At 72.7% G+C, this 17,885-nt stretch carries 15 protein-coding genes and 2 pseudogenes; 9 read left to right on the forward strand and 8 right to left on the reverse strand.

Annotation, left to right across the window (positions count from 1 at the left end; all coding sequences use genetic code 11):
• Positions 1-839: pseudogene (locus H5J33_RS05630) on the reverse strand (xanthine dehydrogenase family protein molybdopterin-binding subunit); the annotation flags it as partial.
• Between the two features lie 125 nt (positions 840-964).
• Between H5J33_RS05630 and H5J33_RS05635 the strand changes: the two are divergent.
• From H5J33_RS05635 to H5J33_RS05650, 4 genes are all read left to right on the forward strand, one after another.
• Positions 965-2,857 (forward strand): ABC transporter ATP-binding protein, encoded by a 1,893-nt coding sequence (locus H5J33_RS05635; RefSeq protein ID WP_181793669.1) that lies wholly within the window; start codon positions 965-967, stop codon positions 2,855-2,857.
• A 108-nt stretch (positions 2,858-2,965) separates the two neighbouring features.
• Positions 2,966-3,493 (forward strand): 2Fe-2S iron-sulfur cluster-binding protein, encoded by a 528-nt coding sequence (locus H5J33_RS05640; protein ID WP_181793657.1) that lies wholly within the window; start codon positions 2,966-2,968, stop codon positions 3,491-3,493.
• Positions 3,490-4,485 carry a xanthine dehydrogenase family protein subunit M gene (locus tag H5J33_RS05645; protein ID WP_181793658.1) on the forward strand — a complete coding sequence of 332 codons (996 nt, stop codon included), beginning with the start codon at positions 3,490-3,492 and terminating at the stop codon, positions 4,483-4,485. Before H5J33_RS05640 ends, H5J33_RS05645 begins: the two co-directional genes overlap by 4 nt.
• A gap of 20 nt (positions 4,486-4,505) precedes the next feature.
• Complete coding sequence (locus H5J33_RS05650) at positions 4,506-5,069, forward strand: hypothetical protein (RefSeq protein ID WP_399552774.1); 564 nt, start codon at positions 4,506-4,508, stop codon at positions 5,067-5,069.
• Between the two features lie 82 nt (positions 5,070-5,151).
• Here H5J33_RS05650 and lysS read toward each other — a convergent pair whose 3' ends face one another.
• On the reverse strand, positions 5,152-6,891 hold the full coding sequence (gene lysS, locus H5J33_RS05655; RefSeq protein ID WP_181793659.1) for a lysine--tRNA ligase: 1,740 nt from the start codon (positions 6,889-6,891) through the stop codon (positions 5,152-5,154).
• 126 nt (positions 6,892-7,017) lie between these two features.
• Here lysS and argS point away from each other — a divergent pair, with 126 nt between their 5' ends.
• The gene (gene argS, locus H5J33_RS05660; RefSeq protein ID WP_181793660.1) at positions 7,018-8,781 is read left to right on the forward strand and encodes an arginine--tRNA ligase; all 1,764 of its coding nucleotides are present in this window, start codon (positions 7,018-7,020) and stop codon (positions 8,779-8,781) included.
• Positions 8,782-8,785: 4 nt separating this feature from the next.
• Here argS and H5J33_RS05665 read toward each other — a convergent pair whose 3' ends face one another.
• Positions 8,786-9,736 carry a YafY family protein gene (locus H5J33_RS05665; RefSeq protein WP_181793661.1) on the reverse strand — a complete coding sequence of 317 codons (951 nt, stop codon included), beginning with the start codon at positions 9,734-9,736 and terminating at the stop codon, positions 8,786-8,788.
• A 73-nt stretch (positions 9,737-9,809) separates the two neighbouring features.
• Here H5J33_RS05665 and H5J33_RS05670 point away from each other — a divergent pair, with 73 nt between their 5' ends.
• On the forward strand, positions 9,810-10,199 hold the full coding sequence (locus tag H5J33_RS05670; RefSeq protein ID WP_181793662.1) for a VOC family protein: 390 nt from the start codon (positions 9,810-9,812) through the stop codon (positions 10,197-10,199).
• Between the two features lie 12 nt (positions 10,200-10,211).
• Here the strand turns inward: H5J33_RS05670 and H5J33_RS37200 are convergent.
• A pseudogene (locus tag H5J33_RS37200) lies at positions 10,212-10,340 on the reverse strand (ATP-binding protein); the annotation flags it as partial.
• Between the two features lie 582 nt (positions 10,341-10,922).
• Here H5J33_RS37200 and H5J33_RS05675 point away from each other — a divergent pair.
• Entirely contained in the window at positions 10,923-11,747 is an 825-nt protein-coding gene (locus tag H5J33_RS05675) for a DUF4253 domain-containing protein (protein ID WP_181793663.1), read from the forward strand.
• A 2-nt stretch (positions 11,748-11,749) separates the two neighbouring features.
• Here H5J33_RS05675 and H5J33_RS05680 read toward each other — a convergent pair whose 3' ends face one another.
• Complete coding sequence (locus tag H5J33_RS05680; protein ID WP_309485327.1) at positions 11,750-13,177, reverse strand: helix-turn-helix transcriptional regulator; 1,428 nt, start codon at positions 13,175-13,177, stop codon at positions 11,750-11,752.
• A 191-nt stretch (positions 13,178-13,368) separates the two neighbouring features.
• Between H5J33_RS05680 and H5J33_RS05685 the strand changes: the two genes are divergently transcribed.
• Together H5J33_RS05685 and H5J33_RS05690 are read left to right on the forward strand one after the other, a co-directional pair.
• Positions 13,369-14,103 carry a DUF4232 domain-containing protein gene (locus H5J33_RS05685; RefSeq protein WP_181793664.1) on the forward strand — a complete coding sequence of 245 codons (735 nt, stop codon included), beginning with the start codon at positions 13,369-13,371 and terminating at the stop codon, positions 14,101-14,103.
• Between the two features lie 169 nt (positions 14,104-14,272).
• Positions 14,273-14,740, forward strand: coding sequence for an RICIN domain-containing protein (locus tag H5J33_RS05690; RefSeq protein ID WP_181793665.1), 468 nt, complete (start codon positions 14,273-14,275; stop codon positions 14,738-14,740).
• Positions 14,741-14,805: 65 nt separating this feature from the next.
• Here H5J33_RS05690 and hemB read toward each other — a convergent pair whose 3' ends face one another.
• The 3 genes from hemB to H5J33_RS05705 all read right to left on the reverse strand — a co-directional run.
• Entirely contained in the window at positions 14,806-15,798 is a 993-nt protein-coding gene (gene hemB / locus H5J33_RS05695) for a porphobilinogen synthase (RefSeq protein ID WP_181793666.1), read from the reverse strand.
• Between the two features lie 92 nt (positions 15,799-15,890).
• Positions 15,891-16,643: a hypothetical protein gene (locus tag H5J33_RS05700; protein ID WP_181793667.1), complete on the reverse strand. Its 753-nt coding sequence runs from the start codon at positions 16,641-16,643 to the stop codon at positions 15,891-15,893.
• Between the two features lie 89 nt (positions 16,644-16,732).
• Positions 16,733-17,885 (reverse strand): uroporphyrinogen-III synthase (locus H5J33_RS05705; protein ID WP_181793668.1); only part of this gene is annotated, 1,153 nt, incomplete at its 5' end.

Raw genomic sequence — 17,885 nt, forward strand, 5'->3', positions numbered from 1 at the left:
GTCCGGGGGCGGGGGTCGCGCCCGTCCCAGCCGAAGCGGCGGGCGCCCTCGCGCAGGCAGGCTACGAGGCTCCGGCTGCTGAACGGTTTGCCGCTGCCCGGCTCCCGGTCGGGTTCGTTGCGCAGCCGCAGCTCCACCGGGTCGATGCCGAGGGCGTCGGCGAGTTCGTCCATGGCCGACTCCAGGGCGTACATGCCGGGGGCCTCGCCGGGGGCGCGCATCCAGGACGGGCTGGGGACGTCGAGCGCGGTCACCCGGTGGGTGCTGAGCAGGGCCGGGGTGGCGTACATGACGCGGGAGGGCACCGCGGCCTGTTCGACGAACTCGCGCACCCGGGAGGTGTGGGTGGTGACCTCGTGCAGCAGGGTGGTGAGCCGGCCGTCGGGGTGGGCGCCGAGCCGCAGCCGCTGCACGGTGGGGGCGCGGTGGCCGACGGTGGTGGGCAGGTACCGGCGGGGGTAGGCGACGGTGACGGGGCGGCCGGTGTGGCGGGCGGCCAGGGCGGCGAGGACGACGTCGGGGCGTGGGGTGCCCTTGGAGCCGAAACCGCCGCCGACGTGTTCGGTGACGGCGGTGACATGGTCCTCGGGCAGCTCGAACAGCCCGGCGAGCACGGACCGCACGGTGCTGCCGCCCTGGCTGGAGGTGTACACGGTGAGCCGGTCCCCGTCCCAGTGGGCGGTGCTGGCGTGCGGTTCCATGGGGTGGTTGTGCAGCGGCGGCACCCGGTAGGTGACGTCCAGGCGGATCCCGGCGGCGGCGTAGGCGGCAGCGGGGTCGCCCCGTTCGAGCCGGCCGGGGTAGCCGCCGCCGGTCTCCTCGGGTTCACAGGCGTCCGGCGGACGGGGACGCGGCGGGGGATCGTCACGGCACCCGGGGATGGCCGCGCCGCCCGAACCCCGGGTGAAAAACCGCCGACCTTGACCTCAACGAAGCTTGAGGTCCTACCGTCGTCGGCATGAGCATGGAGACCACCGCCTGGACGCAGCTGCACAGCGTGATGAACGCGCAGTCCCAGCGCCGTCCGTTCGCCCGCGCCACGCTGCGCCGGATCGCCGCCTTCGCCCGCCCGCACCGCGCCGGCATCGCCCGTTTCGTGCTGACCGGGGTGGTGACCGCACTGCTCGCCGTCGCCACCCCCGTGCTCGCCGGCCGCGTCGTCGACGCGATCGTGGCGGGGCACGACTCCGCCCGGGTGATCCGCCTCTCCCTGCTCATCGCGCTCGTCGCGCTCGCCGAGGCGGGGCTCGGCATCCTCGGCCGGCGCCTGTCGGCGACGCTCGGGGAGGGACTCATCCTCGACCTCAGAACGGCTGTGTTCGATCACATGCAGCGCATGCCCGTCGCGTTCTTCACACGTACCCGTACGGGCGCGCTGGTCAGCCGTCTCAACAACGACGTGATCGGCGCCCAGCGCGCCTTCGCCAACACCCTGTCCGGCGTCGTCAGCAACCTCGTCACGCTGCTGCTCACGCTCGCCGTCATGCTCACCCTGTCCTGGCAGATCACCCTGCTCGCGCTGGCGCTGCTGCCGGTGTTCGTGCTGCCCGCCCGCCGCATGGGCAGCCGGATGGCCCGGATGCAGCGGGAGGCGGCGGCCCTGAACGCGTCCATGGGCACCCGGATGACCGAGCGGTTCTCCGCCCCCGGCGCCACCCTGGTCAAGCTGTTCGGCCGCCCGGAGGAGGAGTCCGCCGAGTTCGCCGCCCGCGCCGCCCGGGTCCGGGACATCGGCGTACGCACCGCCACCGCCCAGTCCGTCTTCATCACCTCCCTCACCCTGGTCTCCGCCCTCGCCCTGGCCCTCGTCTACGGCCTCGGCGGCTGGTTCGCCCTGCACGGCACCCTGGAGCCCGGCGCGGTCGTCTCCCTCGCCCTGCTGCTGACCCGGCTGTACGCCCCGCTGACCGCGCTCGCCGGGGCCCGGGTCGAGGTGATGAGCGCGCTCGTCAGCTTCGAGCGGGTCTTCGAGGTGCTGGACCTCAGGCCCCTCATCGAGGAGAAGCCGGACGCCCGCGAGGTCCCCGAGGGCCCGGTCGCCGTCGAGTTCGACGACGTCCGCTTCGCCTACCCGGCCGCCGACCAGGTCTCCCTCGCCTCCCTGGAGGAGGTCGCCGCGCTCGACACCCGCGGCGGCACCGAGGTGCTGCACGGCATCTCCTTCCGTGCCGAACCCGGCCAGACCGTCGCCCTCGTCGGCTCCTCCGGCGCCGGCAAGTCCACCATCGCCCAGCTGCTGCCGCGCCTGTACGACGTCGACGCCGGCGCGGTCCGGATCGGCGGCGTCGACGTCCGCGACCTCACCTCCGCCTCCCTGCGCGCCACCCTCGGCATGGTCACCCAGGACGGCCACCTCTTCCACGACACCGTCCGCGCCAACCTGCTGCTCGCCCGCCCCGACGCCACCGACGAGGAGCTGTGGGACGCCCTCGGCCGGGCCCGGCTCACCGATGTCGTACGCTCCCTGCCCGACGGCCTGGACACGGTCGTCGGCGAGCGCGGCTACCGGCTCTCCGGCGGCGAACGCCAGCGCATGACCATCGCCCGGCTGCTGCTGGCCCGCCAGCGCGTGGTCATCCTGGACGAGGCCACCGCCCACCTCGACAACACCTCCGAGGCGGCCGTCCAGGAGGCGCTCGCCGAGGCACTCCAGGACCGCACCGCCGTCGTCATCGCCCACCGCCTGTCCACCGTCCGCGCCGCCGACCAGATCCTCGTCGTGGAGTCGGGCCGGATCGTGGAACGCGGCACCCACGACGAGCTGCTGGCGGCCCGGGGACGCTACGCCGAACTGCACCGGACCCGGTTCGCGACCCGCGGCGAACCGGCGGTGGCGATGGCACCGCCGGCCGGCTGAGCGGCACCGGGCCCGCTGCCGTACGGGTGCCGGGACGTGTGAGGCGGAGGTGACTGGATACGCGGTGGGATACGGCAGCATCGTCCGTCCGGAAGGTCATCCCCGCCCATGACCAGCGCATCCCACCACTCCGAGGTCACCCTCCGGGTCAACGGCAAACCCCACACCGTGCGCGTCGACCACCGGCGCGTCCTGCTGGACCTGCTGCGTGAGGACCTGGACCTCACCGGCTCCAAGAAGGGCTGCGACCACGGCCAGTGCGGTGCCTGCACCGTGCTGGTCGACGGGCGCCGCCTCAACAGCTGTCTGCTGCTCGCGGTCACCCTCGACGGCAGCGAGATCACCACCGTCGAGGGCCTCGGCGACGGCGAGGAACCGCACCCGCTCCAGCGGGCCTTCCTGGACCGCGACGCCTTCCAGTGCGGCTACTGCACCCCCGGCCAGCTCTGCTCCGCCGTGGGCCTGATCGCCGAGGCCGCGGCCGGCCACCCCTCCCACGTCACCGACCCCGCCACCCCCTCCGGCCGGCCCGTCCCGCTGGACCGGACCGAGATCCGCGAGCGGATGAGCGGCAACCTGTGCCGCTGCGGCGCCTACCCCCGCATCGTCGAGGCGATCGAGGACGTGATCGAGTGAACGGCTTCGGATACCTGCGCCCCGGCACCCTCCAGGAGGCCGTCGAGGCCTACGCCGCCCACCCCGGCGCCCGCTACCTGGCCGGCGGCACCAACCTGGTCGACCTGGTCAAACTCGGAGTGGAACGGCCCACCGTCCTCATCGACGTGGGCCGGCTGCCACTGGACACCCTCGAGGAACTGCCCGACGGATCCCTGCGCGCCGGCGCCACCGTCCGCAACAGCGACCTCGCCGCCGACCCGCGGGTGCGCGACCGCTGGCCCGCCCTGTCCCAGGCCCTCCTCGCGGGCGCCTCCGCCCAGCTGCGCAACGCCGCCACCACCGGGGGCAACCTCCTCCAGCGCACCCGCTGCCCCTACTTCCAGGACCTGGACAAGCCCTGCAACAAGCGGGAACCGGGCAGCGGCTGCGGCGCCCGCGACGGCGTCCACCGCGACCACGCCGTCCTCGGGTACTCCGCGCGGTGCATCGCCACCCACCCCTCCGACATGGCCGTCGCCCTCGCCGCCCTCGACGCCCAGGTGGAGCTGTACGGCCCCGAGGGCACCCGGCGGCTGCCGGTGGCCGACTTCCACCGGCTGCCCGGCGAACACCCCGAACGGGACACCTGGATCCGCCCCGGCGAACTGATCACCGCCGTGCTCCTGCCGGGCGCCACCGCCGGTGTGCCCTCCGCCTACCGCAAGGCCCGGGACCGGGCGTCGTACGCCTTCGCCCTCGCCTCCGTCGCCGTCGCGCTGCGCGTCACGGACGGCGTCGTCGACCAGGCGGGCGTCGCCTTCGGAGGGCTCGCCCACCGCCCCTGGCGGGCCCGGCACACCGAACTGGCCCTGGTCGGCGCCCCCGCCACACCGGAGGCCTTCGAAGGAGCCGTCGCCCTCGAACTCGCGCACGCCGAGCCCCTGCGGGACAACGCCTACAAGGTGTCCCTCGCCCGCAACCTGGCCCTGGACGTGCTGAACCGTCTCGCCCCGGCCGGCGCTGCGGCCTGAGCCGACACAGGAGGACCCCCATGACCGGCACGACCGGCACCGCCCTGGGCGCCCCCGCCGAGCGCCGCGAAGGACGCCAGAAGGTCACCGGCACCGCCCGCTACGCCGCCGAGTACACCCTGCCCGGCCGCGCCCACGCCTCGGCGGACGAGGAGAGCCCCTGGTTCCAGGCCCCGCGCGAGGTCGAGTACCACGGCAACTACGACCCCACCTACGACCCGATGCTCCAGGAACCCCAGTACGCCCCCGAGGAGCAGTACGAGGGCTGGTACGAGGAGCAGGCCCCGGAGGACTTCCAGCAGCCCTCCCCGGAGGAGACGGGCAGCTTCCCGATCCCGGTGAGCGCGACCCGCACCCGCGAACTGGGCGAGGGCGGCGGCAGCCCGGAGCCGAACCCGACGGAGGAGGACTACTACCAGGTCTTCCGCAAGTCGATCGACGGCAGCTTCCCCACCCCGCACCAGTTCGGCGAGGCGGTCGAGGCGACGTACCGCATCACGCTCGGCCCGCGCGAGGCCGAGCGCATGGTCAACCGCTTCACCAACCGCTTCAACGCGGAACTGGAAGAGGACCACATCGCGTAACGAGGACCGCATCGCGCAACGCGGAAAAGGGGCCCTCTTCCTCCCGGAGGAAGAGGGCCCCTTTTTCCGTACGGTTCCCGGCTTACTCCCCGAGCAGCGTCCGCACCCGCTCCTGCCCCACGGCCAGCAGCAGGGTGGGCAGGCGGGGGCCGGTGTCGCGGCCGACGAGCAGGTGGTACAGCAGGGCGAAGAACGACCGCTGGGCCGTCTTGATCTCCGGCGGCAGCTCCTTCGGCGTGGCGTCGGCGGAGAACCCGGCCTGCACCTTCGGCACGCCGTACACGAGGTGGGTCAGCCCGTCGAGCGACCAGTGGTCGGCCAGCCCGTCCAGCAGCAGCCGCACGGACTGCCGGGACGCCTCGTCCAGGGACTTCAGCAGCTCGGCGTCCGGCTCCTCGCGCACGATGGTCCGCTGGTCGGCGGGCACGTACGTGTTGATCCACGCCTCGGCCCGGTCGTAGCGCGGGCGCGCCTCGTCCAGCGAGGCCAGCGGCTGCTCCGGGTCCAGCTCGGACAGGATCCGCAGGGCCTGGTCCTCGTGACCGGCGGTGATGTCGGCGACGGAGGCCAGCGTGCGGTACGGCAGCGGGCGGGGCGTCTTCGGCAGCTCACCGGCGGCGGTGCCGACGGCGCGGGTGTAGGCGGCGACGTCGGCCGGCAGCGCGGAGCCGTCGGCGACCTTCGCGGCCAGCTTGTCCCACTCGTCGTAGAGCCGCTGGATCTCCTGGTCGAAGGCGATCTTGAAGGACTGGTTGGGCTTGCGGCGGGCGTACAGCCAGCGCAGCAGCTGCGGCTCCATGATCTTCAGCGCGTCCGACGGGGTGGGCACGCCACCGCGCGAGGACGACATCTTCGCCATGCCGGAGATGCCCACGAACGCGTACATGGGCCCGATGGGCTGCTCGCCGCCGAAGATCGGCACGATCTGCCCGCCGACCTGGAAGCTGGAGCCGGGCGAGGAGTGGTCCACACCGCTGGGCTCGAAGATCACGCCCTCGTACGCCCAGCGCATCGGCCAGTCGACCTTCCACACCAGCTTGCCGCGGTCGAACTCGCTGAGCCGGACGGTCTCGGCGAAGCCGCAGGCGGTGCAGGTGTACGACAGCTCGGTGGTGTCGTCGTCGTAGGAGGTGACCGTCGTCAGGTCCTTGCCGCAGCCGCCGCAGTACGGCTTGTACGGGAAGTACCCGGCGGAGCCGGAGCTGCCGTCGTCCTCGGACGCGGCGCCGGAGCCCTCCTCGGCCTCCAGCTCGGCCTCGTCCACCGCCTTCTGCTGCTGCTTCTTCGGCGCCTTCTTCGTGCGGTACTGGGCGAGGATCGCGTCGATGTCGTGCCGGTGCTTCATGGCGTGCAGGATCTGCTCGCGGTAGGCGCCGGAGGTGTACTGCGCGGTCTGGCTGATCCCGTCGAACTCCACGCCGAGCTGGGCCAGCGCCTCGACCATGGCGGCCTTGAAGTGCTCGGCCCAGTTCGGGTACGAGGAGCCCTTCGGTGCCGGGACCGAGGTCAGCGGCTTGCCGATGTGCTCGGCCCAGGTCTCGTCCACGCCGGGGACGCCGGCCGGGACCTTGCGGTAGCGGTCGTAGTCGTCCCAGGAGATCAGGTGCCGGACCTCACGGCCGCGGCGGCGGACCTCGTCGGCGACCAGGTGCGGGGTCATGACCTCGCGCAGGTTGCCGAGGTGGATCGGACCGGAGGGGGAGAGTCCGGACGCGACGACGACCGGTTTGCCCGGGGCCCGACGCTCCGACTCCTCGATGACCTCATCCGCGAAACGGGAGACCCAGTCGGTGGTCTCGGTGCTCTGAGCCACGATCGGCACGTCCTTCTTTCTGAACGGGGTGAGACTCCATTCTCACAGACCGCCCGTCGACCGGGAAAACGGCTTTACCCCCCATGGGATACTGGGTGGGTCTATCCATCCACGAGGAGAACGGCACCCACACCCATGGCCTCGGTCACGTCCCTCAGCGACAACGTCCAGCAGCACCTCGCGTCCGCCCTCTCGGCCACCCTGCCGGAGGCCGCCGGCGCGGACCCGCTGCTGCGACGAAGCGACCGGGCCGACTTCCAGGCCAACGGCATCCTCGCCCTGGCCAAGAAGGCGAAGGCGAACCCCCGGGAGCTGGCGACCCAGGTCGTCGGCCGGGTGGTGACGGGTGACGTGATCAAGGACGTCGAGGTCTCCGGCCCCGGCTTCCTCAACATCACGCTCGCGGACCAGGCGATCACCCGGAACCTGGCCGCGCGCTACGCGGACGACACGGGCCGCCTCGGCGTGCCCACCGCCGCCGACCCCGGCACGACGGTGATCGACTACGCCCAGCCGAACGTGGCGAAGGAGATGCACGTCGGCCACCTGCGCTCGGCGGTGATCGGCGACTCGGTCGTCCAGCTGCTGGAGTTCACCGGCGAGAACGTGATCCGCCGCCACCACATCGGCGACTGGGGCACCCAGTTCGGCATGCTCATCCAGTACCTGGACGAGCACCCGCACGAGCTGGACCACAAGGCCGGCCAGGTGACGGGCGAGGAGGCGATGTCCAACCTCGACCGCCTCTACAAGGCCGCGCGCAAGAAGTTCGACTCCGACGAGGAGTTCAAGACGCGGGCCCGGCGCCGGGTGGTGGACCTCCAGGCCGGCGACCCGCACACGCTCGCCATGTGGCAGAAGTTCGTGGACGAGTCGAAGATCTACTTCTTCTCCGTCTTCGAGAAGCTGGACATGGAGATCCGGGACGCGGACATCGTCGGCGAGTCCGGTTACAACGACATGCTCGCGGAGACCTGCCGCCTGCTGGAGGAGTCGGGCGTCGCGGTCCGCTCCGAGGGCGCGCTGTGCGTGTTCTTCGACGACATCAAGGGCCCGGAGGGCAAGCCGGTCCCGCTGATCGTGCAGAAGTCGGACGGCGGCTACGGCTACGCGGCGACCGACCTGTCCGCGATCCGCGACCGCGTCTTCAACCTCAAGGCGAACACCCTGCTGTACGTGGTGGACGCCCGGCAGGCCCTGCACTTCCGGATGGTCTTCGAGACCGCGCGCCGGGCCGGCTGGCTGGGCGACGACGTCACCGCGGTCCAGCTCGCCTTCGGCACGGTCCTCGGCAAGGACGGCAAGCCGTTCAAGACCCGTGAGGGCGAGACGGTCCGCCTGGTCGACCTGCTGGACGAGGCGATCGACCGGGCCTCGGCCGTGGTCCGGGAGAAGGCGCAGGACCTCTCCGAGGAGGAGATCGCCGAGCGGGGCGCCCAGGTGGGCATCGGCGCGGTGAAGTACGCGGACCTGTCGACGTCGGCGAACCGGGACTACAAGTTCGACCTGGACCAGATGGTCTCGCTGAACGGCGACACGTCCGTCTACCTCCAGTACGCCTACGCCCGTATCCAGTCCATCCTCCGCAAGGCCGGCGAGATCCGCCCCGCGGCCCACCCCGAGCTGCCCCTGGCGGACGCGGAGCGCGCCCTCGGCCTGCACCTGGACTCCTTCGCGGAGACGGTCCGCGAGGCCGCCGCGGAGTACGCCCCGCACAAGCTGGCGGCGTACCTGTACCAGCTGGCCTCGCTGTTCACGACGTTCTACGACAAGTGCCCGGTGCTGCGCGCCGAGACGCCGGAGCAGGTGGAGAACCGCCTCTTCCTCTCCGACCTCACCGCCCGCACCCTTCACCAGGGCATGACCCTCCTGGGCATCCGCACCCCCGAGAAGCTCTGACGCCTCAGAGGCCGTGGGCCGCGAGGAGTTCCCGGGTCCGGTGGACCAGGGCCTCGCGGACCGAGTCGGGGGCCAGGACCTGTAGGGGCGTGGCCAGGCCGAGGAGGTAGCGGGCCAGGCCGTCCGGGTCCGGGCCGCCTATCTCGACCACCGTCGCCTCCGGGCCGTCGGGGTGGTGGGTGCCGATGGTCGGGGGGATCAGGCGTTGCGCCTCCCGCAGGGGGAGCGGGAGGCGGATCGTCGCCGACAACGGGTACGGGCCGTTCGCCGTGTTGTGGGACACCAGGTGCGCCGGGTCCGGCGGGTCGGTGATCTCGACCTGCCGGCCCGTCGGGTCCAGGCGCTCCACCCGGTCCGCCCGGAACGTCCGCCACCCCCGGGCCACATCCCGCGCCACGAAGTACCAGCGCCTGCCGGTGTGCACCAGCCGGTACGGGTCCACGTCCCGGACCGTGCTCCGGCCCTTCCCGTCGCAGTACGACAACCGCACCCGCTCCCCGCGCCGGCACGCCGCCGCCAGCTCCAGCAGCATCCCCGGCCGCAACCGCCCCTCCTGCGGCCACGGCAGCCGTACGAGCGCCTCGTCCCACTCCCCCAGCCGCCCGGCCACCCCCGCCGGCAGCACCTGCCGCAGCTTCAGCAGCGCCGACAGCGCGGCCTGGTCCCCGCCGAGGATCCCGCCGAACGCCACCTCCCGCAGCCCGACCGCCACGGCCAGCGCCTCCTCGTCGTCCAGGATCAGCGGCGGCACCCGCGAACCCGCCCGCAACCGGTAACCGCCCCACGGCCCGGCCGCGGAATCGACGCTGTACCCCAGCTCCCGCAGCTTCGCGACGTCCCGCCGCACCGTGCGGTCCGTTATCCCCATCCGCTCGGCCAGCTCGCCGCACGTCCACGAGGGCCGGGCGGCGAGCAGCGACAGCAGACGCAGCAGACGGGCGGAGGCGCTCAGCACGGCCGGAAGTTTTTCATACCGCCGCCCACGACCAGGACCGAAGCTGTCCGGATCACGTCCTACCGTCTTCCCCATGAGCACGGAAACCCCCTCCGCACCCGCCTTCCGCTACGTCGCCGTCACCTTCGACTGCGCCGACCCCGCCGAACTCGCCCGCTTCTACGGCGACATGTTCGGCCTCGCCGTCACCTACTCCACCGACGACTTCGTCTTCCTCGGCGGTACCGACGGCACGGCCGGCCTCGGCTTCACCCGCGTCCCCGACTACCGCCGCCCCACCTGGCCCGATCCCGCCCAGGGGAAGCAGGCCCACATCGAGGTGGGCGTCGACGACCTCGACACCGCCGAGGCGCACCTCCTCGCCCGGGGCGCCGTCAAGCCGGACGACCAGCCCCAGCCGGAACGGTGGCGGGTCCTGCTCGACCCCGCCGGACACCCGTTCTGCATCACGACCATGGTCTGACGCCGGGTCCGCTCACGGCACGGCGAACTCGCACCACACGATCTTCCCCGGCGTACGCTCCCCCACCCCCCACTTGTCACTGAGCGCCGCCACCAGCAGCAGGCCCCTGCCTCCCTCGCGCCCCGGCCCGCCCGGCTCGTCCGGTCCGTGTGGGACGCGTTCACCTCTTCTCCCAAGTGACCGTTGGGCCGCGGCCCGGAAGGGCAGCGGCCCAGCCCGGTACCGGGCCCCCCAGGCGAGCCGACCATGCCCCGTCGGTGAGGGTCGCACCCGCGTCTCGCCAGCACGCCGGGCCGGTTCGGCGGCCTGCGGGTGGTCCCGGCCACCCGTCCCCCCCTCCTTCTGCAACACTCGTTCCAAAACTACCCACCCTCCATTCCGGCGCCCCACCGCTCACCGGGCCGCAAGCCGCTGAGCCCACCCGGCGTGCAGGCGAGGCGTGAGGGCGCATCCCCGACCCACGATGCGGACGCAGCCCACGGCAGGGGACAACGGACCTGAGCCGGCCACTTTCCCCTGGCCGCCCGCTCGCTTCTCACCCGTGCTGGAGCGAGGTGTGTCAAGGGTGGGCCGCAGGCCCATCGGCGCAGCCGACGCGGAACGCGCCCTTGACTCACCTCGCGGAAGCACGACACTCGCCGAGAAGCGGGCGGCCCCACGGCAACGTCACAACCCCGGTCCATCTCAACGCCGTTGTCAGTGCCTGCCCCTACAGTCGGCGGCATGGCGACTCTTCCCAACCCGCTGCCCAAACTGGCCACCGACCCCAGCGGTCGTTCCCTGGGGCTTCAACTGCCGCCCGGCAGGCTGGTCGACGCGACGGATGACGGGCCCTGGCACCAACCCCTCCTGTGGCACGCGGAGAAGCCCTCGTCCCCCGGTACCTGGAAGGCCCTGGGCGCGCCGGCGGCCCGTACGGGACTGTTGCCGGTTCTCGTGGACCTGGCCGGCTGCCGGGTCGGCGTCGACGACTGGGGGCTGCTGCCGGGCGACGCCTCGTACCCGGGGGATCACCTGGCCGAGGACGTGCTCGCGGAGTACTGGGAGGAGGAGACCGAGGGACAGGACGACGGTGAGACCGAGCCGTTCGGCACCGCGTGGCCGGGGCTCGCCTCCTCCGGCCTGCCGAACGCCGATCCCGACACCCGCGCCGCCACGGTCGCCGACGACCTGCACCGGGATCCGGCGCGGTGGGCGGAGTGGATAGAGGAACCGCACCTCGCCCTCGTCCCGGCGCGCCGGTCCGCCGACATACCCGCGGCCATCGGCTGGACCGGTGCCCTGAACTACGACCACGACGTGGCCCGCGTCTGCGCCGTCCTGCGGTCCTGGGAGGACCGTTTCGGCATCCGGGTCGTCGCGCTCGGGCTGGACGCCCTCGTGGTGTCCGTCGCCGCCCCGCCCGCCACGCTCGCCGACGCCGAGCTCCTCGCCGCCGAGCACTACGCCCTGTGCCCGCACGCCGTCGTACAGAGTGGTCCGGGCAGCGTGCGGGCCTACGCCGAGACGCTGCTCGGCGCCACCAGCTGGGCCTTCTGGTGGGACTGAGGTCACTGGAACTCCGACGCCGGCTTCCACCTCTGACCGCCCAGCGGGAACGCGTACGCCGGCCGGCTGTTGTTGCCGCTGGTGCGGAACGGGTGGCCGGCGTCATTGATCACCAGCGTGCCGTGGCGGCCGCCGCTGGACCACGTCAGCTCCAGGTACCAGCTGACGTCGTACGCCGACGCGTCCGCCTCGACGTAGAAGACCTCCGGGTCCGACTGGCTCACCTTGAACGGGAAGTCGGCGCCCCCGGCCTGCGGTACGGGTGCCGGGCGCATCGCGTCCAGGGCGACCGAGAAGGTGTGCGTCGGCACGCCACCGCCGCAGCCGACCCCCGGGTAGCCCATGGCGTAGTCGTTCCAGGCGAGCGGCGAACGCTTGCCCGCCATGTGGACCGACAGCCGCTCCAGGACGACCGTCTGGTCACCGGTGCCCTGCACGGTGAACGTGATGAACTGCTCCCCCGCCGACACCGCCTTGTTGACGGCCACCCACGCGGGCGCCTGCTGCTCGGTCGGCGGCGGCCCCACGGCGGCCGGCGGCCGGTCGATCAGGTAATGCTGCGAGCAGGGATCCACCCAGCTGTAGGGGTTGGTGTTCACCGTCAACGGCACCGCTCCCGACGCTTCCTGGCGTGCGCTAGCCGACGGCTTCCCCGTGTGCTTCCCGTCGGTGGTGTCGGTGGCCAGGCCCGGAGCCTCGCTGGAGGCGGAGGCGGAGGCGGAGGGGGAGGCCGAGCGAGTGGCCGAACCGTGCGGGGTCGGGCTCCCGGACCTCGGCGGCCGGGGGGTGGCGCTGTCCTGGACGAAGGCGGATCCGGCGGTGGTTGCCGGGGCCTTCGCCTCCTCCCGCCGCTCGCCCTCCGCCGAGGGGCGGTTCAGGGCGAACACCGTGCCGCCGACGACCAGCGCGGTGACCGTGGCGGCCGCCAGGAGCGCGGTGCGGCGGCCCGCGATCAGGGTCCGGCTCCGTCGCCACCGGGTCGTCGATGGAGGTTCGGGCACGGATGCGGGCACGGGCACGGGTGCCGCCTCCGGCTCCGGCTCCGGTTCCCGCCCGGCCGCCGCCTCCGGCTCCGGGACCGCCTGAGCCCCCTCCTCCGTCTCCAGGGGCGTCTGAGCCCCCTCCTCCCGCTCCGGAGCCGGCTCCGGAACCACGACCGCGGGCTCCGCGTTCTTCCGGCCCCGGCCCGCGTCCGCCAGGACCCACCGGCGGTGCAGTTCCACCAGTTCCTGGGGCGTGGCCTTGCAGAGCCGTGCGAGCCGCTCCACGGGGGCGTAGTCCGTCGGCACCGCGTCCCCGTTGCAGTAGCGGTGGAGCGTCGACGTACTCATGTGGAGCCGCTTGGCGAGCGTGCCGTAGCTGTGCCCGGAGCGGTTCTTCAACTCCCGCAGCAGCTCGGCGAAACCGCTTTCGGGGATACCCTCCGACACCGTTCCTCCAGTCCCCCTCGTTCCACCCCGGCGTTCCAGGGAGGTGTTGTTTCCGCAGGTCAAAGCCGGTTTCGGCGTTCCAGCATCCCGGATTGGCGGCCAACGCTGGCCGTCGGGACGAGTCCGCCCACAGGCTGTTGGTCATCCAAGCACGACAACCGGCCCAGCCCGAAAGAGGACTTGCCATGCGTATGCGCCACATTCGTCTGATCGCCGCTACCGGAACCGCCGTGGCCGCCCTCGCCCTGACCGCGTGCGGCAACGGCACGGGCACCGAGGACGAGGGCGCCGCCGGCCCCAACGCGACGGTGGCGGCAGCGGCGACGAACGTTTCGAAATCGCCCGAGCGCGCCGCCCAGGCGGAGGACACCACCGCCACCGCCACCGGCACCGGCACCACCAGCGGCACCACCGGCGCCTCCCCGGTGGCCCGTACCCACGCGCCCGGCTCCAAGCCAGCCGCCTCCGCCGGCCGCAAGGGGCAGAGCACCGGACGTTCCGTGGTGCTGTGCAACGGCACGAACACCTCCGTCACCGCCCAGCCGCTCACCCGGCCCCTGAACCACATGCTGCTGACGGTGAAGAACACCGGCGGCAAGACCTGCGACCTGCCGTACTACCCGGTCCTGCGCTTCGACGAGATGCAGTGGGTGCCGCAGGCCGACGAGAGCACCCAGCCGCAGGCCGTGGTCACGCTGGCGCCCGGCGAGTCGGCGTACGCGGGTGTGCTGCTGTCGGCCGCCGACGGCAGCGGCAGCGGCGGGATGACGGCGCACAAGCTGACGGTGGGCTTCCAGGGGACGACCCCGAACAGCAACGGCGGCCCGTCCGCCACGCCGGCCCTGCCCGCCAAGGGCGTCTACTACGACAGCACGCTCAAGGTGACGTACTGGCAGCAGGACCTGGGCGCCATCTCCAACTGGTGAACGGCAACGCCTTCATCCGCATATCACCTCTAAGGGCGGTTTGCCGCATTAGGGGACAGAGCCGGGGAAAGCCTCCCGGCGCATGCCCCCGAGGAGTCCTCGGCCGATGTCGTCGCACGGCGGCACGGCCCCGGCCTCCGCAACCCGCCGGATGAAAGGCGACCCCTTCATGGCTTTCGCGTTCCGCAAGTCCCTCGGCGTCCTCGCTCTCGCGCTGGCGGCGGCCGCCCTCCCGTCGGCCGCCGCCACGGCCGCCGCGCCGGGCTCCACCGCCTCCCGGATCGGCAACTACTGCCTGTCCAACACGTGGGAGACGCCCGAGGTTCGCACCCGGGTGTGCGCCAACGAACCCGGGCAGCGGTGGAGGATCGACGGCTATCACGTCGTGCTGGCCGCCGACCCCCACTACTGCCTGTCCAACACCTGGGGCACGCCCGAGGTCCGCACCCGGCTCTGCGCCAACGAACCCGGACAGGCGTGGAAGCTCACCGGCGACCACTTCGTGCTGGCCGCCGACCCCCACTACTGTCTCTCCAACACCTGGGGGACGCCCGAGGTCCGCACCCGGCTCTGCGCCACTGAACCCGGACAGCGGTGGGCCGTGCTGGGTGACCACATCACCCTGACCGACGCCTGAGACCGCCGGAAAGCCCCCGTGGGTTCACCGGCCCGCCGGCTCGGCGAACCCACGGGGTCACAGGACTAGCGGAGCTTCCGGGCCACCTCGGTGGCCCAGTAGGTGAGGATGTTCCGCGCACCGGCCCGCTTGATGCCGGTCAGCGTCTCGAGGATGGCCTGGTCCCGGTCCACCAGGCCCTTCTCGGCGGCGGCCTCGATCATCGCGTACTCGCCGGAGATCTGGTACGCGGCCACCGGCACGTCCACGGCGTCCGCGACCCGGGCGAGGATGTCGAGGTAGGGGCCGGCCGGCTTGACCATCACCATGTCGGCGCCCTCGGCGAGGTCCAGCTCCAGCTCGCGCAGCGACTCCCGCCAGTTGGCCGGGTCCTGCTGGTAGGTCTTGCGGTCGCCCCGCAGCGACGAGGCGACGGCCTCGCGGAAGGGCCCGTAGAACGCCGAGGAGTACTTGGCGGTGTAGGCGAGGATCGCCACGTCCTCGCGGCCGATCTGGTCGAGCGCGTCGCGGATGACGCCGATCTGGCCGTCCATCATCCCGCTGGGGCCCACGACATGGGCGCCGGCGTCGGCCTGGACCTGCGCCATCTCGGCGTACCGCTCCAGGGTGGCGTCGTTGTCGACCCGGCCCTCGGCGTCCAGCACCCCGCAGTGGCCGTGGTCGGTGAACTCGTCCAGGCACAGGTCGGACATCACGAGCAGGTCGTCGCCGACCTCGGCGCGCACGTCCCTGAGGGCGACCTGGAGGATCCCGTCCGGGTCGGTGCCGACCGTGCCCCGGGCGTCCTTCTTCGACTCCTCCGGCACGCCGAACAGCATGATCCCGGAGATCCCGGCCTCCACCGCCTCCAGCGCGGCCTTCTTCAGGCTGTCCCGGGTGTGCTGCACGACCCCGGGCATGGTGCCGATCGGCACCGGCTCGCTCACGCCCTCCCGGACGAACGCCGGGAGGATGAGGTCGGCGGGGTGCAGCCGTGTCTCGGCGACCATCCGCCGCATGACGGGCGAGGTCCGCAGCCGCCGGGGACGCGTACCGGGAAAGGATCCGTACTTCGTCATGCCTCCTACGCTACGCCCGCCCGAACCGTGCGTTTGCCGACGCGGAGTCGGGCCGGTGAGGCCGTCCACGGCCCCTCGGGCGGCCCGTCCGCTCAGCGTTCGCCGATCTCGGCGAGGATCCGGGCGGCCACCTCGCCCCGGTCGTTGCCGGGCGGAGTCCGGGCACGGAACTCCCGCAGCCGGCGGACCGCTCCGAGCGGGACCCCGGCCGCTCCGCCGTCCGTCACACAGCTCTCCACCGCCCGCAGACCCCAGTACTGGTTGAAGGCCAGCGGATCGGCGATCGCGGCGTCCACCAGGGGGCCCAGGGCCTCCTGCTCGGGCAGGGCGAACAGACGCGCGTAGGCCGCCAGGCGCAGTCCGGCGTCCTGGGAGGCGAGCAGCCCCTCGACGTCGAAGTCGGGCACGCGCTGGACCGCGCGCACCAGACGGGCGAAGATCCGGTCCATCCGTTGGGTCCGGGCCGCGCTGCCCGCCTGCTGGAGGCGTACGTTCACATACTCGGCGGCCAGTCCGCCGACCGCGTCCCAGGCCGCTGCGTCGTCGGCGGGTCCGTCACCGGCCAGCGCGGCGTTGGCCGTCCGCCGGACGTCGTCGATCCGGCGCTCGATGTCCCGGAACTCGATCCGGGCGAAGCCCGGCACCTCGATGCTGCGGAACAGCTCCCCGAGCCACGGCACCGCGGCGATCGCGAGCAGCATCACCACGATGCCGTCGATCCGCAGGCCCGGCGCCAGTACGTGCAGTACGGCGGCCCCCACCCCGGCACACGTCACCAGCAGCGCCACGGCCCGCCGGCGTAACCAGGGGCCGGTGTCCCCAAAGCCGCGCTCTCCCTCTCCCATGGCGGCCAGCATCGCAGAACCGCACAGGGAGGAAAGAGCGTTACGGCGAACACGGCGGAGCGCACCGAAGAGGCACGCTCCGCCCTGTCTCAGGTCGTCGACCGGCGCCGCCGGGCGCCCGGGCGGCGTTCGCTCGGCCGCGTCACCGGGTCCCCGGCCTCCAGCGCGGCGGCGCGCCGCTTCATGCCGAAGTCGGCCAGGGCCTCCGCGAGCTTGTGCACGGACGGCTCGGGGGCCATGACGTCGACGCGCAGGCCGTGTTCCTCGGCGGTCTTGGCAGTGGCCGGGCCGATGCAGGCGATCACCGTCACGTTGTGCGGCTTGCCCGCGATGCCGACCAGGTTGCGGACCGTGGAGGAGGAGGTGAACAGGACCGCGTCGAAGCCGCCGCCCTTGATCGCCTCACGGGTCTCCGCCGGCGGCGGCGAGGCGCGCACGGTGCGGTAGGCCGTGACGTCGTCCACCTCCCAGCCCAGGTCGATCAGCCCGGCCACCAGGGTCTCGGTGGCGATGTCGGCGCGCGGCAGGAAGACGCGGTCGATCGGGTCGAACACCGGGTCGTAGGGGGGCCAGTCCTCCAGGAGGCCGGCCGCCGACTGCTCGCCGCTCGGCACCAGGTCCGGCTTCACGCCGAAGGCGACCAGCGCCTTGGCGGTCTGCTCGCCCACCGCGGCCACCTTGATGCCCGCGAAGGCACGGGCGTCGAGGCCGTACTCCTCGAACTTCTCCCGGACCGCCTTGACCGCGTTGACCGACGTGAACGCGATCCACTCGTAGCGGCCGGTGACCAGGCCCTTGACCGCCCGCTCCATCTGCTGCGGGGTGCGCGGCGGCTCCACCGCGATGGTCGGGACCTCGTGCGGCACCGCGCCGTAGGACCTGAGCTGGTCGGAGAGCGAGGCCGCCTGCTCCTTCGTCCGCGGCACGAGCACCTTCCAGCCGAACAGCGGCTTGGACTCGAACCACGACAGCTGCTCGCGCCGGGCCGCGGCGGAACGCTCGCCGACCACGGCTATCACCGGCCGGCCGCCGTCCGGCGACGGCAGCACCTTGGCCTGCTTCAGCGTCTGCGCGATCGTGCCGAGCGTCGCCGTCCAGGTGCGCTGGCGGGTCGTCGTACCGGCGATCGTCACCGACAGCGGGGTGTCCGGCTTGCGGCCCGCCGAGACCAGCTCGGCCGCCGCGCCGGCCACGGAGTCCAGCGTCGTGGAGACGACCACCGTGCCGTCCGAGGCGCCGACC

Origin of the sequence: Streptomyces sp. WELS2 (assembly GCF_013870595.1) — a bacterium.
Lineage (GTDB): Bacteria > Actinomycetota > Actinomycetes > Streptomycetales > Streptomycetaceae > Streptomyces.

What these genes read in the sequence shown, in the direction of transcription:
- H5J33_RS05670 (WP_181793662.1), top strand. Translation starts at nt 9,810, where the DNA reads ATGAGCACGGAAACCCCCTCCGCACCCGCCTTCCGCTACGTCGCCGTC.
- H5J33_RS05700 (WP_181793667.1), bottom strand. Translation starts at nt 16,643, where the DNA reads ATGGGAGAGGGAGAGCGCGGCTTTGGGGACACCGGCCCCTGGTTACGC.
- hemB (WP_181793666.1), bottom strand. Translation starts at nt 15,798, where the DNA reads ATGACGAAGTACGGATCCTTTCCCGGTACGCGTCCCCGGCGGCTGCGG.
- H5J33_RS05635 (WP_181793669.1), top strand. Translation starts at nt 965, where the DNA reads ATGGAGACCACCGCCTGGACGCAGCTGCACAGCGTGATGAACGCGCAG.
- H5J33_RS05640 (WP_181793657.1), top strand. Translation starts at nt 2,966, where the DNA reads ATGACCAGCGCATCCCACCACTCCGAGGTCACCCTCCGGGTCAACGGC.
- H5J33_RS05690 (WP_181793665.1), top strand. Translation starts at nt 14,273, where the DNA reads ATGGCTTTCGCGTTCCGCAAGTCCCTCGGCGTCCTCGCTCTCGCGCTG.
- argS (WP_181793660.1), top strand. Translation starts at nt 7,018, where the DNA reads ATGGCCTCGGTCACGTCCCTCAGCGACAACGTCCAGCAGCACCTCGCG.
- H5J33_RS05650 (WP_399552774.1), top strand. Translation starts at nt 4,506, where the DNA reads ATGACCGGCACGACCGGCACCGCCCTGGGCGCCCCCGCCGAGCGCCGC.
- H5J33_RS05685 (WP_181793664.1), top strand. Translation starts at nt 13,369, where the DNA reads ATGCGCCACATTCGTCTGATCGCCGCTACCGGAACCGCCGTGGCCGCC.
- H5J33_RS05675 (WP_181793663.1), top strand. Translation starts at nt 10,923, where the DNA reads ATGGCGACTCTTCCCAACCCGCTGCCCAAACTGGCCACCGACCCCAGC.